This is a genomic window from Streptomyces sp. NBC_01451 (assembly GCF_036227485.1).
Lineage (GTDB): Bacteria > Actinomycetota > Actinomycetes > Streptomycetales > Streptomycetaceae > Streptomyces.
This window is the reverse complement of record NZ_CP109479.1, coordinates 3,977,371-3,993,048: the sequence shown is the minus strand read 5'-3', so window position 1 is coordinate 3,993,048 and position 15,678 is coordinate 3,977,371. Positions and strand designations below refer to the sequence as shown.

At 70.4% G+C, this 15,678-nt stretch carries 13 protein-coding genes and 1 tRNA gene; 6 read left to right on the top strand and 8 right to left on the bottom strand.

Annotation, left to right across the window (positions count from 1 at the left end; genetic code table 11):
* The first annotated feature begins 109 nt into the window (after window positions 1-109).
* Together OG595_RS17270 and OG595_RS17265 are read left to right on the top strand one after the other, a co-directional pair.
* Window positions 110-2,368 carry a sensor histidine kinase gene (locus tag OG595_RS17270; RefSeq protein ID WP_329273061.1) on the top strand — a complete coding sequence of 753 codons (2,259 nt, stop codon included), beginning with the start codon at window positions 110-112 and terminating at the stop codon, window positions 2,366-2,368.
* Entirely contained in the window at window positions 2,365-2,784 is a 420-nt protein-coding gene (locus OG595_RS17265) for a roadblock/LC7 domain-containing protein (RefSeq protein ID WP_329273059.1), read from the top strand. The genes OG595_RS17270 and OG595_RS17265 overlap by 4 nt, the downstream gene beginning before the upstream one ends.
* A gap of 237 nt (window positions 2,785-3,021) precedes the next feature.
* On the opposite strand, the gene OG595_RS17260 is transcribed toward OG595_RS17265, so the two are convergent.
* From OG595_RS17260 to OG595_RS17230, 7 genes are all read right to left on the bottom strand, one after another.
* The gene (locus OG595_RS17260; protein WP_329273055.1) at window positions 3,022-3,975 is read right to left on the bottom strand and encodes an endonuclease/exonuclease/phosphatase family protein; all 954 of its coding nucleotides are present in this window, start codon (window positions 3,973-3,975) and stop codon (window positions 3,022-3,024) included.
* A 236-nt stretch (window positions 3,976-4,211) separates the two neighbouring features.
* Complete coding sequence (locus OG595_RS17255; protein WP_329273054.1) at window positions 4,212-5,150, bottom strand: aminoglycoside phosphotransferase family protein; 939 nt, start codon at window positions 5,148-5,150, stop codon at window positions 4,212-4,214.
* A 375-nt stretch (window positions 5,151-5,525) separates the two neighbouring features.
* A tRNA-Arg gene (locus tag OG595_RS17250) sits at window positions 5,526-5,598 on the bottom strand.
* A gap of 431 nt (window positions 5,599-6,029) precedes the next feature.
* Window positions 6,030-6,608 carry a TetR/AcrR family transcriptional regulator gene (locus tag OG595_RS17245; protein WP_329273052.1) on the bottom strand — a complete coding sequence of 193 codons (579 nt, stop codon included), beginning with the start codon at window positions 6,606-6,608 and terminating at the stop codon, window positions 6,030-6,032.
* A gap of 175 nt (window positions 6,609-6,783) precedes the next feature.
* Window positions 6,784-8,673, bottom strand: a complete 1,890-nt coding sequence (locus OG595_RS17240) for a propionyl-CoA synthetase (RefSeq protein ID WP_329273050.1) — start codon at window positions 8,671-8,673, stop codon at window positions 6,784-6,786.
* 267 nt (window positions 8,674-8,940) lie between these two features.
* Window positions 8,941-9,852, bottom strand: a complete 912-nt coding sequence (locus tag OG595_RS17235; RefSeq protein WP_329273049.1) for an alpha/beta hydrolase — start codon at window positions 9,850-9,852, stop codon at window positions 8,941-8,943.
* A 274-nt stretch (window positions 9,853-10,126) separates the two neighbouring features.
* Complete coding sequence (locus OG595_RS17230) at window positions 10,127-10,750, bottom strand: TetR/AcrR family transcriptional regulator (RefSeq protein ID WP_329273047.1); 624 nt, start codon at window positions 10,748-10,750, stop codon at window positions 10,127-10,129.
* Between the two features lie 149 nt (window positions 10,751-10,899).
* On the opposite strand from OG595_RS17230, the gene OG595_RS17225 reads away from it, so the two are divergent.
* The 4 genes from OG595_RS17225 (at window position 10,900) to OG595_RS17210 (ending at window position 14,705) form a co-directional block, all read left to right on the top strand.
* Window positions 10,900-11,895 (top strand): NADP-dependent oxidoreductase, encoded by a 996-nt coding sequence (locus OG595_RS17225; protein ID WP_329273045.1) that lies wholly within the window; start codon window positions 10,900-10,902, stop codon window positions 11,893-11,895.
* 119 nt (window positions 11,896-12,014) lie between these two features.
* Complete coding sequence (locus OG595_RS17220) at window positions 12,015-12,881, top strand: alpha/beta fold hydrolase (protein ID WP_329273043.1); 867 nt, start codon at window positions 12,015-12,017, stop codon at window positions 12,879-12,881.
* A gap of 33 nt (window positions 12,882-12,914) precedes the next feature.
* Window positions 12,915-13,721 (top strand): strictosidine synthase, encoded by an 807-nt coding sequence (locus OG595_RS17215; protein ID WP_329273042.1) that lies wholly within the window; start codon window positions 12,915-12,917, stop codon window positions 13,719-13,721.
* A 153-nt stretch (window positions 13,722-13,874) separates the two neighbouring features.
* A complete protein-coding gene (locus OG595_RS17210; RefSeq protein ID WP_329273040.1) occupies window positions 13,875-14,705 on the top strand; it encodes an enoyl-CoA hydratase/isomerase family protein in 831 nt (276 codons plus the stop codon).
* 145 nt (window positions 14,706-14,850) lie between these two features.
* Here OG595_RS17210 and OG595_RS17205 read toward each other — a convergent pair whose 3' ends face one another.
* Window positions 14,851-15,564: an SDR family oxidoreductase gene (locus OG595_RS17205; RefSeq protein ID WP_329273038.1), complete on the bottom strand. Its 714-nt coding sequence runs from the start codon at window positions 15,562-15,564 to the stop codon at window positions 14,851-14,853.
* Window positions 15,565-15,678 lie beyond the last annotated feature (114 nt).

Below are 15,678 nucleotides of genomic sequence, written 5' to 3'. Positions count from 1 at the left end.
CGTCGGTCACAGCCCCCTGCCTGCGGTGTGAGGGCGACGCAACCCAAGTCCCCACGGTCTCTAACAGATCGGAAACCGGCCGTTGCGGCAGGCGCACTAACTTCGTGACATGAGGGTGTGGACGCCAATACGGCCGCTGCTCGACAGGCTCACCGGACTCGGCGAAGCCGGCAGGCGCGGTGTCGGCAAAGGCGTTGCCGCCAACGGAGTCGCCGCCAAAGAAGTCGATGACGAAGGCGTTGCCGACAACGGCGGTGCCGACAAAGGCGGTTCAGCGCGCCGCCAAGGTGACGGAACACCTCCCGGTCGTCGTCCGCTGCCCGGCTGGCGCAGCATCAGGGGCCGGGTGGCGGTGGTCATCACCGTCCCGATCTGCCTGCTGCTGACGGTCGCCGGTCTTGCCGTGTACGGCCGCGCGGAGGCGCTCGGTGACGCCCGGACGACCCGTGACGAGGTCGGACTGAGCCTGCGCGTCCAGGCGCTGGTGCACCAGCTGCAACGCGAACGCGGCCTGACGAACGGCCTGTTGGGAGGCGAGAAGAGCTACCGCACACCGCTCACCGACACTCGCCGCCGCGTCGACACCGCGCTGGAGGCCATGCGCCCCGAACGCGCCGTCGAAGAGGTCATCCAGAAGCACCTGCGGCGCCTCACCGCCATCCGCACCGCGGCCGACAGGGACACCGCGGCCGACAGGGACACCGCGTCCGGCGGGGGCGCCGTCGACCGCACCGCCACCCTCACCTTCTACACGACCGCCGTCGACGCCCTCAACGCGGTCGACCCGGTGGCGGACACCGTGACCCGCGACGACCGTCAACTCCGCGACGGACTCGCCGCGTTGCGGGAACTGGCCGCCGCCAAGGAGTCCGTCGCCCTCGAACGCGGCTTCCTCAACGGCGTGTTCGCCGAGGGCGCCTTCCGGGACCGCGAGTACCTCACCTTCACCGAGGTGCGCGCCACCCGCGTCGCCGCCCTCGCCCGCTTCCGCCAGGTCGCCACCGCGCCCCAACTCGCATCCCTGAAGCGCGCGTTCGGCACCAAAGACGCCGAGCGCGCCACCACCTACGAGACCCGGGCGGAGGACGCCCCCGACGGCTCCGCGCTGCGCGTCGACCCCGGCACCTGGTGGGACGTGATGACGGTACTCGTGGACGACCTCTACGCGGTCCAGCAGACGGTCGGCGACGACGTACGCGACCGGGCCGACCACCTGAGCCGTGACGCCGAACTGGGCCTCGCCGCCTACCTCCTCGGGGGAACGCTCATGGCCGTCCTCGTGGCGGCCCTCGCCGCTTTCGCCTCGCGTTCCCTCACCCGCCCCCTGGCCGCACTCGCCGAGGCCGCCCACGACGTGGCCCGGCACCGGCTGCCCGCCACCGTCGCCCGTATCCAGCGGTCCCCGCTGGACCAGGCGGAGTTCCCCGAGGAGCAGACACAGGAACAGTCCCTCGGGGGCGCGGCGGAGATCGCCAAAGTCGCGGAGTCCCTGCGCCAGGTGGAACACACCGCCCTCCAACTGGCCGCCCAGCAGGCCGGCCTGCGCCGCAGCACCACCGAGTCGCTCGCCAACCTCGGCCGCCGCAACCAGAATCTCGTACGCCGTCAACTGGGCCTCATCACCCGCCTGGAACGGCAGGAACTCGACCCGGACGCCCTCGCCGAGCTCTTCGAACTCGACCACCTCGCCACCCGAATGCGGCGCAACGCCGAGAGCCTGCTGGTCCTGGCCGGCCAGAATCCGCCCCGGCCCACGGCCGCACCCGCCGGTGGCCTGGAGGTCGTCCAGTCGGCCGTGGCCGAGGTGGAGCAGTACCGCAGGGTCCTGATCGCGGCCGTGGAACCGGTGCGCGTCCGCGGGCACGCCGTCGCCGATGTCGCCCACCTCCTCGCCGAACTCATCGAGAACGGGCTGACGTTCTCCCCACCGAACGAACCGGTCGAGGTGCACGGCTGGTACGACACCGAGGACGCCACGTACAGCTTCGCCGTCGTCGACCACGGCGTGGGCATGTCCGCCGCCGACAAGGAACGCGCGAGCGCCCGCCTCTCCGGTTCCGACGAGGACGCCTTCCTCGCCGCACCGACCCGCTTCCTCGGACACCTCGTCGTCGGCCGGCTCGCCCACCGCCTCGGCGAGGGAGCGAAGGTCCACCTCTTCGACACCCCGGGCGGCGGCCTGTCCGCACTCCTCGTCCTGCCCGACCGCCTGCTGGCCCCCGCCCAGCCCCTCAGCACCGCACCCCTCGCCACCGCACCGCCCACCCCCCTGCCCGCCGGACCACCGGCTGTCTCCTCCCTGCTCAACGGCTTCCGAGCAGGTGTCGCCCGAGCCGAGGCCCGAAGCACCCAAGGAGCGTCATCGTGACCACCGCAGTCCAGAGTTTCGGCTGGCTCATCTCGGAGTTCGTACGCACCGCCGACGGCGTCACCGACGCGGTCGCGGTCTCCTCGGACGGCCTCCTCATGGCCGCCTCCGACAGCCTCGGCCGAGACCGCGCCGACCACCTCGCCGCCGTCGTCTCCGGCATCACCAGCCTCGCCCAGAACGCGGCGACGACACACGGCTTCCGCGGCATGAAGCTCGTCATGATCGAAATGCTCGGCGGCTTTCTCATGGTCGGCCGCATCCGCGACGGCAGCTGCCTCGGCGTCCTGGCCGCCGAGGGCTGCGACGTGGGCCTGGTCGGCTACGAGATGTCCGTCCTCGCCGACAGGGCAGGCGAACTCCTCACCCCACAACTGGTACGCCAGCTCCACTCGGCACCCTTGGCCGCGGGATAAGTGCGGTTCCCCCACGGGGAGTTCCACCGGTACGGGGGTCAGGGTCCGTCGGCGGCGCGGCGCGGTGCCGACGGGATCGTCCAGGGTCACTCGGCCCAGGTGGACCGCACACCGGAGACCGGCGTGCCCCGGTGCCACCGCCGTCCCCGCACGCCACCTGCCTGGATACCCGGACGGCAGCCCACGACGAGGATCCGGCCCCTGACACCTGACGCCTCACACCTCCACACCTGACGCTCAGCCAAGACGTACGCGTCCGACCACCGGCAAGTGGTCGCTCCCGGTCGCGCCCAGGGCCGACACCTCCGTCACGACGGCCCCTCTGCCGAGCACCTGGTCGATCCGCGCGACCGGCAGCGAAGCAGGCCAGCTGAACGCGAACCCCGCCTCGGGGGAGCCGAGTTGTGAGGTGAGCGGATCCAACCCCCGGTCCTGCACGGTGCCGTTGAGGTCCCCCACGACCAGGAGCCGGACCGCCGGGTCGTCCGCGATCCGTGCCCCGAGTCGGGCCGCGCTCTCGTCACGGGCCGCCGATGCGAAGCCGCTCGCGCCCAGACGGATCGACGGCAGGTGGACCACGTACACCGCGACCGCTCCCTCGGGCGCGGCGACCGTGGCCCGCAGGCCGCGCTGCCAGCTGCCCGGGAAGCCCGCGGGCCGGATGTCCACGGCCCGCACGTCCGTGATGGGGTACGCGGACCAGAGCCCGACCGTGCCGTGGACCGCCCGGTGAGGGTGGGCCCCGCCCAGGGCGTCCTCGTACACGGGCAGCGCCGTCGGTGTCAGCTCCTGTACGGCCACGAGGTCGGCGTCCGTGGCGAGCAGCGCCCGGGCCGTACCGGCGGGGTCGGGATTGTCGTCGGCCACGTTGTGCTGGACGACAGTCAGGTCGTACGAGCCGGAGGACGAGCCGAACCACAGCCCGCCGAACAGCCAGAGCCAGGCGAGGGCGGGCAGCAGACATGCGACCAGCCCTCCCACCGACCGCTTGAACAGGGCGAGACACGCGATGAGCGGCACGGCCACGCCCAGCCACGGCAGAAACGTCTCCAGCGCACTCCCGAGCCGCCCGACCCGGTTGGGCAGGCCGGAGTGCAGAACCAGCAGCCCGGTGACCCCGACGGCGCACGCGACGAGCCCGCACTCCCACCGTCGCCGCCACCCGCTCCGACGCTCTCCGCGCACGACCACCGGCCCCCCTTGTCCCGACGGACGACGCGCATCCCCGCCGGACGGTTCCCCACGGCGAACCGGGAGCCGTCGGATCGGCCCGGTCGGCCCGTGGTCGGAGAAGCCGAGCATCCGCCCGGTCAGCAGCCGGCGGGCTCTGCGTCCGGGCTGCCGTTCTCCGTGCCGAAGCCCGCACCGAGCACGTCCGACCGAGTTTCCGAAGACCGATCGCGGAGGCCGCCCCCCGGACGTACGCACTACGAGCGTTCGGTGAGCAACTCCGCCAGGCGGTCGGCGAATTCGGTGAGCCAGTGCAGCCGTGTTCCACTGCGGGCGATACGAAATCCGTGGCGGCGGCCCCAGAAGGCAGCCTGGACGGCATGGAACTGGGCCCACCGCTGGACGCGTTCACGGTCGAGTTCCGCGGCCTCGGCGAAGACGTCCAGGACACGGTGGACAGCCTGGCGCAGGTCATCCGCTTCAAGGAGCGTCAGAGCACGGGACTTCAGCAGGGTGCCGCCGTCGTAGGCGGGATCTCCCACGTAGCCCTTGGGATCGACAGCCAGCCACGGCTCTCGCCCGGCGCGCAGGATGTTCCGGGCATGAAAGTCGCCATGGACGAGGGTGTCCGGCTGGGTCCGGCCCAACTCCCGAATGGTCGCCACGGCGGCATCCAGCACCTGCCGAGGCAGCGCATGCGTCAACTCCTCGGCGTCCTTGCGGAGTTGCTCCTCCCAGGCATCGGCCTGTTCACGCAGCCTGGGCAGGCCGGGCGGTGCGGGGACGGCCAGGCGGCGATTGAGCCGCCCGGCGACCGTCACCACCTCGTCGCCGTCCTCGACCTCCGCCAGGGTCGACGGCTGAACCCGCTCCAGCAGCATCGCGAACCGCCCGTCGTCGCGCTCGTGCAGCAGGACCGCGCCGCACCCGCCCCACGCGACGAACGCATCCGGCTCATGCACGTTGCCGGGATGCGGAAACGACACCTTCAGCACGGCGCGATCCTCAACCCGTCGCTGCCGCCGTACCGGAACGACGACGCCGACGCCCCCGTGCATGACCTCGCCGTCCGGAACACACCCCCAGCGCCCCAGCAACTCCTCCACGATCCGGGGCAGTTCGGCGAGCCACGCCGCCCCGGCCTCCCCCTCGCGGTCGACGGTGCTCCGTACGAACTTCTCCGGCATCCCGATCACCCCGGCACCCTACGCGCCGGCCCACCGCAGCTTGATCGCGCTCTCGCGCAGCGGGACCGACTGCGCGGGGCTCGACGCCGCATACGGCCCGGCGGAACTCCTCACGGCATGGTCCTCCTGAGCACACCGGAGTACGTGCGGGTTCCGGACGTCCATGGCCTGGCGCCGCCACTCGGGTCGGCCGAGTACCTCCCTGGGTGAGAAACCCCAGGTCAGATCCACCATCTGGCAGGTGGCTGATCCTCTTCAGGAGTCCGGAGGAGAATCGGGGTCCCCGGCGGCCCGCCCGCACACGCAAACGGCCCCGAACAAGTCCGAGGCCGGGCAGGAGTCCTACCTGGAAAGGAAACCCCAGGTAGGACCAGCAATGCGGTGTGCCCTCGGCAGGATTCGAACCTGCGACACCGGCTTTAGGAGAGCCGTGCTCTATCCCCTGAGCTACGAAGGCGGGGACTTGCGTAAAACGTGGGTGAATACTCTGAGTGAGTATCCTCCCCCGCTGTGGCAAGGGTGGGACCACCACTGAGGGCGGTCCTTGACAGCCTAGCGGATCAGCGTGGGGTGGTGGAGTGGGGTTGAGGGCACAGCCCCGTTTCATGATCGTGTGGTTGTTCTTCGCTGCCGCTGCCGCTGCCGCTGCCGCTGCCGCTGCCGCTGCCGCTGCCGCTGTGGTCTGTGGTCTCCGTGTCCGTGTCCGTGTCCGAGCGGCTGGGGTCTTCTCGGTAGCGGGCGGCGCCCGTGGCGTTCTGTGCGGAGCGGTCGAACGGGGAGGCTTGGTTGCTGCGACGGCCTTCTCGGTCCCGTGCCGCAAGGCAGGGGCGGAGTCGTGGCCCCGAGGGCGAAACCAGGGGCCGGGGATGTGGTGCGTCAGGTGCGCTGTCAGGCGTCCAGCAGGGCGAGGGCGTTGTCGATCCCCTGGTCGAGGAGTTCATGGGCGAGTCGGGTGTCGGTCAGGGCGCGGGACAGTTGGAGTGTCCCGGCCATCAGGCCGAGGAGGCCGAGGGCCCTCACGCGTGCGGAGGACGGGGCGTCGGGGGCCATGCGGGCGGCGATGCCGTCGATGAGGACGAGCACGCCGTCGGTGTACGCCTGCCTGGTCGCGTCGGTGCAGCGCCCGATCTCGTCGAGCAGGGCGGCGTTGGGGCAGCCGTCGCCAAGGCTGTCGCGGTGCTGGGGCGACAGGTATCCCCGTACGATCTGCTCGACTCCGGCCCGGCCGGGCGCGGCCCGCGCGACGACGTTCTCGGCCTGTGCCTTCAGTTGGTCGGCGATGGCCGTGGTGACGAGGTCGTCCTTGGATTCGAAGTGAGCGTAGAAGGCGCCATTGGTCAGCCCCGCGTCCTTCATGAGCGTCGAGACCCCGGAGCCGTCGATACCGTCCTGCTTGAACCGGCGGCCCGCCGTCTCGATGATCCGCCGCCTCGTCGCCGACTTGTGCTCTTTCCCGTACCGCACCACAGCGCGCCCTCCATCGCCGCCCCGAGGGGCCGGTCGACCTTCACCGGCCCCTCGAAGCCTATGATATTGCGAACGTAATTCAAAGAGTCGGCGGACGGTGGCGGCCGGCCACCGTCCGCCAGGTCGCTATCAGCCCTTCACGCGGTGGCCTCACAAGGTTGCTTCACGGGGTGTTTCACAGGGTGTGATCGGGGCGGCGGAGGAACGGGCGCAGGGTCTCGATGACGCCCGGGTCGTCGACCGTCGACGGGATGGGTTCGTCGTGGCCGTCGGCGATGCCGCGCATGGTCTTGCGCAGGATCTTGCCCGAGCGGGTCTTGGGCAGGGCGGTCACGACCGTGACGTCCTTGAGTGAGGCGACGGCACCGATGCGTTCGCGTACGAGCTGGACGAGTTCGGCCTCGACCTCGCCCGGTTCGCGGTCGCTGCCGGCCTTCAGGACGACGAAGCCGCGCGGGATCTGTCCCTTGAGCGCGTCGGCGACGCCGATGACGGCGCATTCGGCGACGTCGGGATGAGCGGCCAGGGCCTCTTCCATGCTGCCGGTGGACAGCCGGTGTCCGGCGACGTTGATGACGTCGTCGGTGCGGCCCATGACGAAGACGTAGCCGTCGTCGTCGAGGTGGCCGCTGTCGCCGGTGAGGTAGTAGCCGTCGTAGGCGGAGAGGTAGGAGGCGACGTAGCGGTCGTCGTCCTGCCAGAGAGTGGGGAGCGCGCCGGGTGGCAGGGGAAGGCGTACGACGATCGCGCCGTCGACACCCGCGGGCACCGGCTTGCCCGAGGCGTCGAGGACGCGGACGTCCCAGCCCGGCAGCGGGCGGGTCGGGGAGCCGGGCTTGAGGGGAGCGGCTTCGATGCCCACGGGGTTGGCGACGATGGGCCAGCCGGTCTCGGTCTGCCACCAGTGGTCGATCACCGGGACGCCCAGGAGATTGCTTGCCCAGTGGTAGGTCTCGGGGTCGAGGCGCTCACCGGCCAGGAAGAGATAGCGCAGGTGGGAGAGGTCGTAGCCGGCGGTGAGCGCCCCCTTCGGGTCCTCCTTCCGGATCGCCCGGAAGGCGGTGGGTGCCGTGAACATGGTCTTGACCCCGTACTCGGCGGCCACCCGCCAGAACTGGCCCGCGTCCGGGGTGCCGACCGGCTTGCCCTCGTACAGGACCGTCGTCGCACCGGCCAGCAGGGGTGCGTAGACGATGTACGAGTGCCCCACGACCCAGCCGACGTCCGAGCCGGTGAACATGGTCTCGCCCGGGCCCACGTCGTACACGGCGCCCATGGACCAGTGCAGGGCGACCGCGTAGCCGCCACTGTCGCGCACGACTCCCTTGGGCTTTCCGGTGGTTCCGGAGGTGTAGAGGATGTAGAGGGGGTCGGTGGCGGGGACGGGAACGCAGTCGGCCGGCGGTGCGGCAGCCACCAGGTCGGCCCAGTCGAGATCGTCGGGCCCCAACTCGGCTGTCCCCTGTGGGCGTTGCAGGATCACGCTCTTCTCCGGCTTGTGGACCGCGAGTTCGATCGCCTGGTCGAGCAGCGGCTTGTACGCGATGACCCGCTTGCCCTCGATCCCGCAGGAGGCGGAGACGACCACCTTGGGGGCCGCGTCGTCGATGCGGAGGGCGAGTTCACGCGGGGCGAACCCGCCGAAGACGACCGAGTGGACCGCGCCGATGCGTGCGCAGGCCAGCATCGCGACGGCTGCCTCGGGAACCATCGGCATGTAGATCACTACACGGTCGCCGTGCTCGACACCGAGCCGCGCGAGCGCTCCGGCGAAGGCCGCCACCTCGTCCCTCAGCTGCACAAAGGTGTAGGTGCGCCGGGTGTCGGTCACGGGGGAGTCGTAGATGAGCGCAGCCTGTTCGCCGCGGCCGGCTTCGATGTGCCGGTCGAGCGCGTTGAAACAGACGTTGAGCCTTCCGTCGGGAAACCAGCGGTAGAAGGGCGCGCCCGAGGAGTCCAGAGCGCGTCGCGGAGCGACATCCCAGTCGATGCCCTCCGCCGCCTTCAGCCAGAAACTCTCCGGGTCCTCGGTACTCGAGCGGAAGACGTCCTCGTACGTTCCCATCGCGCACTCCTTTGTGGCATCAAGGGACGGTGGTGGGGCTGCTTGCGGAACGGTGCCGGACACAAGTACCGCACACCGGCCGACATGGTCGAGCCTGATGCCTGATGCCTGATGCCTGATGCCTGATGCCTGATGCCTGATGCCTGATGCCGGAGACCGCGGGGTGCCGGAGACCGGTGGACCGCCGTGCCGGCGGACCGGTCGTCGGTACGGCGGTGGTGCGGTGGCCCGGCCGTCGACAGGCCCGCCGTCAGGTACGGCCTCCGCTCACGTGCCGAGGTGCTTGCGCAGCCACTGGCCCATCTGCTGGATCGCCTGGTCCACCTCGGGTACGCGCCCGGCGCCCAGGACGAACGAGTGCTGCCCTTCGGGCATCGGGTGGACCTCGGAGGTGACCTTGAAGTCCGCGAGGCGGCGGCCGAGTTCGGCGCCGTCGTCGGCGAGGGTCTCGTACTCGCCGTAGTGGACGGTCGTGGGCGGCAGGCCGGTCAGATCGGCGTTCGCGATGCTGATCGCGGGGTCGGTGAAGTCCACGGCGGGATCCTGCAGCCAGGCTCCTCGGAAGAGTTCGAGGGTGTTCCTGCTGAGCATCCTGTCGTTGTCCTCGTTCTCGTCCACCGACGCGTTCTGGATGGTGAGGTCGGTCCACGGCGAGACGCTGACGATCGCGCCCGGGGTGGCCTCCCCCTTCGCGAGCAGGCGCAGCGGGAGCATCACCGCGAGCGTCCCGCCGATCGAGTGGCCCGTGCTGCCGATGTTCCGCGGCTCGTAGCCCTGGGAGAGCAGCCAGCGGTATGCGGTCTCGGCGTCGTCGAGCTGTGCGGGGTAGGGGTGTTCGGGCGCCAGGCGGAAGTCCACGACGAGGGAGCGGGCTCCGGCGGCCTTGGCAATGTGGCCGGCGGCCTTGCGGTCCGAGTGCATGGAGGCGGTGACGGATCCGCCGAAGTGGAAGTGGAGCAGTGCCTTGTCGGGGTCGGCGCCCTCGGGGATGGCCCACAGGGCGGGGACGCCGTCCGCGTCCACCTCGGCGTACGTGACGCCTTCCGGCTCGGTCGACGCCTTGTGGTTCGAGTCCACGATGTCGCGGATGACGGCCAGGTCGAGACCTGGTGCCGACGACTTCGCACTCACGCTCGCGAGGAACTCAGCGAACTCGTGTGCCTCTTGGCTTACTCCCATGGTGCTGCTCCTTCTCGGACGGACGCCATGCCGGGTTCCCCCGTGGCGGCCGGGTCGATGTGCTGGTCATGACGCTACTGGCTGAGTATAAGAAAGTAAACTCAGATGGGGTTGGGATCACCTCATGGATGCGCGGAGGCCCGCTGCGGGGCATCGGGGCGGATCCTTCAGGGCGTCTGCCGGGCGGGGCGCGGCCTCCGGGCCGGGCGGACCGCCCGGGGGTGGGCGGGGCGAGCGCGTGCGACGCGCCGGCGGGCGGCGGCCGGGTGAGCGGTCATGCGGCGCGGTGGTGGGGCGCCAGCGTGGCGTGGATCTGGTCGCGGATGTCGGCGAGGACGGCTTCGTCGCTGCGGTGCAGGTGCGCGGTGGCGGTGGTGCTGATGTGGATGATCGCGGTGACCACCCGTGCCAGCGTCGCCGCGTCGGCGGCGCCGATGTGCTCGTCGCGGGTGAGTAGGCCGGTGACGCCGTCCTCCAGGCGGCCGGCAAGGGTCAGGCCCGCTTGCCGGTAGGGCTCGGCCGGGTCGCCGAAGACGAGTTCGTGCAGGTAGGTGCGGCCGTTCTCGATGTGCTCCCGCACGCACTCCACCACGGGGCGGATGAGAGCGACGACCGGCTCCAGTACGTCCTGTCCGGCGGTGGCGTCCGCGGCGACGAGCCCGGAATCGATGGCGGCGGCGAACTTCTCGTTCTGCACCATGATCAGCAGCTCGGCCTTGGTGGACGCGTACAGGTAGAGCGTCCCGATCGCGACATCGGCCCGGCGGGCGACCTGCTGCGTCGTGACCCTGCCGACGCCGTGTTCGACGAACAGTTCGCGGGCTGCGGTCATGATGCGCTCGCGCTTGTCCTGTTTGGCCCTCTCGCGGCGCCCGATCGGCAGGTGACCGCCTCCCATGGGGACCTCCCTTGACAATATTTCTGAGTGGACTCATAGTTGAGTGCACTCGGATTGGTCGGGTGGGGCGAGGTCCTGGATGTCGCGCCGGGTTTGCCGATCCAATCTCGAACTTGGATAAATAGGACAAAGACTAGGAGTGGCGCCCCATGAGAGCGTTCGTCGTCACCAAGTACAAGGAGCCGCTGCAGGAGGCGGACGTCCCCGAGCCCACCGTGGGGGAGCGCGACGTGCTGGTCCGGGTGGAGGCCGCCGGACTGAACCCGCTGGACGAGAAGATCCGCACCGGTGAGTTCAAGCAGGTCCTGCCCTACAGGCTGCCGCTGATCCTGCGCAACGACGTCGCGGGCACCGTCATCGGTGTCGGGTCGGCGGTCCGCGGTTTCAAGCCCGGAGACGAGGTCTACGCCCGGCCCCACCAGGACCGCATCGGCACGTTCGCCGAGCGCATCTCCGTCGCGGAGGACGACGTGGCGCTCAAGCCCGCCTCGATCAGCATGGACGAGGCCGGCTCGCTGCCGCTGGCGGCGCTCACCGCATGGCAGGCGCTGGTGGAGCGCGGAAACGTGCGGCCCGGGCAGAAGGTTCTCATCCACGCCGGCGCCGGCGGGGTCGGTTCGATCGCGATCCAGCTCGCCGCGCACCTCGGTGCGCACGTCGCCACGACCGCCGGCGGTTCCAACGCGGACTTCGTGCGCGCGCTCGGCGCGGACACGGTGATCGACTACCGCACCCAGGACTTCGAGCAGCTCCTGTCCGGCTACGACCTGGTGCTGGACAGCCTCGGCGGGGAGAACCTCGAGAAGTCCCTGCGGGTGCTCAGGCCCGGCGGCAAGGCCATCGGGATCGCCGGTCCCCCGGACCCCGCGTTCGCCCGCGAGGCCGGCCTGAACCCGCTGGTGCGCCTGGCGGTCGCAGCCCTGAGCGGCAAGATCCGCAGGCAGGCGAAGAAGCTCGGGGTGACGTACGAGTTCCTTTTCATGCGCGCCAGCGGCGACCAGCTCCGCCAGATCACCACCCTCATCGACCAGGGCGTGCTGCGTCCGGTCGTGGGCAAGGTGGTCGGCTTCGACCAGACCCCGCAGGCGCTGAAGTCCCTGTCCCAGGGCGGCATCCGCGGCAAGGCCGTCATCGGCAACACCTGACCCGGCTGGCCCAGCTGACCCGGCTGATCCGCCGCAACCGCGCCGGGCGACACAAGGCGCCCGGCGACACAGGAAACACAACACGCCCAGCGACACAGAACACGCAAGGAGAATCCGTCATGAGCAGCACCGGCACCCCGAACGAAGCCGTCATCACCTCCTACGCGAAGGCCCCGGCCCGCACCGTCAGCGCCGGTGGCGTCACCTACGCCTACCGGGAGCTGGGACCGAAGGGCGGCATCCCCGTCGTCTTCTTCGTCCACCTCGCCGCGACCCTGGACAACTGGGACCCCCGCATCGTCGACCCCATCGCGCAGGGCCGTCACGTCATCGCCTTCGACAACCGCGGTGTCGGGGCGTCCACCGGCCAGGTGCCGGACAGTGTCGAGGCGATGGCCGACGACGCCTACACCTTCATCAGGGCGCTCGGGTACGACAAGATCGACGTCTTCTCCTTCTCCCTCGGCGGCATGGTCGCCCAGGCCCTGGTGGTCAAGCACCCCGAGCTCGTCCGCAAGCTCGTCCTCACCGGCACCGGGCCCAAGGGCGGCAAGGACATGGACAAGGTCGCCAGAGTCACCTATTACGACATCCTGCGCGCCACGCTGACCCGCTCGGACCCCAAGGAGTTCCTGTTCTTCAACCGCAACGCCACCGGCAAGCCCGCCGCACGCGCCTTCGTCAACAGGCTCAAGGAGCGCACCGTCGACCGCGACGCGGACATCAAGACCAAGGCGTTCCAGACACAGCTGAAGGCGATCAAGAAGTGGGGGCGCTCCACCCCCGACGACCTGTCGACGATCACACAGCCCACCCTGATCGCCAACGGCGACAACGACCGCATGGTGCCCTCGGTCCTGTCGGAGGACCTGCACCACCGCATCAAGGGCAGCGAGCTGATCATCTACCCCGACTCCGGACACGGCGGCATCTTCCAGTACCACGACCGGTTCGCCCCCGTGGCGGTCGAGTTCCTCGCCCCGTGACAACCGTCTGACCAGGAAGAGAAGGGCAACGCCATGAGTACGTCACCGGCCGTCGCACCCCTGGGAGTGAAGAAGCCTCTCACCTCCTCGATCCTGCTGTGGGTGCGGACCGATCAGCCCCGCCAGACCGGCATGGACCACTGGAAGGGCCCGCACTCGGGGATCATCTCCGCCACCCCGGGCCTGGAGGAGTACCGGCAGATCCACCTCGCCGAGCAGAACCCGGGCCGGTGGCCGGCCGTCGACGGGGTCCAGACCGCGATCCCCGCCGACCGGAAGATCGACGGTGTCGCGGAAGTCACCTTCCGGTCGGCGCTCGCACCCCTGCAAGGGCGCAAGCAGACGAAGCTGGCCTACGCCGACGAGATCAACGTGTTCCGCCGCACCCTGCTCTACACCGGCCCGCCGAACTCCTCGCGGTGGTACGACGTCGCAGGCCCCGGAGAGACCGTCGGTGCCCGCACTCTCGTCTACCTGCGCCGCAGGGACGGCGTCGGCGCCGGCGCCTTCCGGAAGTTCGTCAACGAACAGCTCGCTCCCGCGCTCGCCGGCACCGGAGTGCTGACGGAACTGCGCACCCAGACGTTCCTGCCCTGGATCGAAAAGCTCTGGGACACCCCGGACGTGGCCCACGACAACCCCCACGACCAGCACTTCCACGCCTCCCTCGGCCTCGGGTTCACCGACACGGCGGCACGGGACGCCTTCTTCACCGGCCACGTGATCCAGGACCTGTCCGACCGGCTGGCCCCGCAGGTCTCCGCGATCCACGCCTACGACGTCACCGCCGCCCTCACCTACGTCAAGAACGGCGAGATCCTCCCGCACTACGAGGAGTGAGCGGGGCGGGCGGGAAGCGGACCGCCGGAGCTGCTCGGCAGATCCATCCACCCCACGCTTCCCGGCCCTCCTCGCGCCCCGTCGCCGTCGGACACCGTCACCCGTCACCCGTCCGACACCGTCACCCATCCGTATCCGTATCCGGAGCCAGTCATGAGCGAGCCCAGCACCATCCACTACGAGCGCACCTCACCGCAGACAGCGAAGATCACCTTCGCCAACCCGCCCGTCAACCTCATCGCGGGTGAGACCGTCCTGCGCCTCATCGAGATCGTCGGGGAGCTGGCCACCGACCCGGACATCCAGGTCGTACTGTTCGACAGCGCCACCCCCGACTTCTTCTACAACCACTTCGACCTGGCCGCCGCCGCCGACTTCCCCGCCTCCGGGGACCCGGACGCGGTGCCGGCCTGGACGAATCTGGTCCTGGAACTCTCCAAAGCGCCGTACGTCACCATCGCGGTCATCCGGGGACGCACCCGCGGCGGCGGGAACGAGCTCGCTCTCGCCCTCGATCTGCGCTACGCCAGCCGTGAGAAGGCGATCTTCGGACAGCCCGAGGTCGGCAGCGGGCTGCTGCCCGGCGGTGGCGGCAGCGAACGCCTGCCCCGGGCCATCGGACGCGACCGCGCCCTGGAAGCCATCCTCACCAGCGACGACTACGACGCCGACACCGCCGAACGCTGGGGCTGGGTCACCCGCGCCCTCCCCGACAGCGAACTCGACGCCTTCGTCGGCACCGTCGCCGCCCGGCTCGCCTCCTTCGACCGCACCTCGCTCGCCTCGGCCAAAGCCCAGATCAACCGGGCGTCCCTGCCCCCGGACGCGGACCTGGTCGCCGCGTACGGCGAGTTCGCCCACTCCCTCACCCTCCCCGGTTTCCTCACCCGGGCCGCAGGCACGCAGGCCGTCGTCGAACAGGCCGGCATCGACTTCGAATACCGCCTCGGGCACTACATCGGCCTCGCCAACCAGCGACGCTGACACCCGGCAGCAAGCGAGCGGGTACGCAGCGGATGCCGCGGTCGTGCTCGTGTCCGACGTCTTCCGTACCGTGGGCGACGGCGCACCGGTGTCGCCGGTGGATGCGAGCGCGCGTCGGCGCCCGCGTCGGGACCGGGGAACGGGCTCAGGCGTTCGTGCCGCGCAGGTCCGGGTAGAGCGCCTCGACCGGGCCGCTCAGCGCCGCCTTGACCCCCTGGGTCAACTCGTCGGCCAGGACCTCGTACGCGCCGGCCTCGACCGCGTCGTAGACCGCCGTCACCAGCTGCGTCGGCAGCATCTTGGGTCCGTCGGCGTGGGCGGCCATCGGGGTGTCGACGTAGCCCATGTGCACACCGGTCACGTGGACGCCCTTGGGTGCGAGCTCGATGCGCAGGGAGTTGGTGGCCGACCACAGTGCGGCCTTGGACGCGCTGTAGGCGCCGCCGAAGGCGTACCAGCTGGCGACGGAGTGCACGTCGATGAGGATCGAGCCCTGCTTGGCGGCGAGGATCGGGGCGAAGGCGCGGGCGAGGAGGACCGGTCCGAAGAAGTTCGTCTCCATGTTCGCCCGGATGTCCGCCTCGGTGACGTCCAGCAGGCTCGCGCTCGGCGGGGTGGCGCCCGCGTTGTTGACGAGCGCGGTGACGTCCGGCGCGGCGGCGACGGCCCCGGCGACCGACGCGGGGTCGGTGACGTCGAGGGTCAGGGGGACGATGCGTTCGTCGTCCCAGGCGCGGGGGGAACGGGCGGTGGCGTAGACCTTGGCGGCGCCGCGAGCCAGGGCGTCGTGGACGAAGTGGGTGCCGATACCGCCATTGGCGCCGGTGACGAGGACGACTGCTCCATCGAGGGAGGGCATGGGTGTTCCTTCGTTCCAGGGGGATGTGAGGTGCGTGGCTCTGCACGGATGGAGCAATGTCTCCTCGCCCTGCCGTGGGAGAATGAGCACAGCCGTATCCGAGCCCACGCGGTA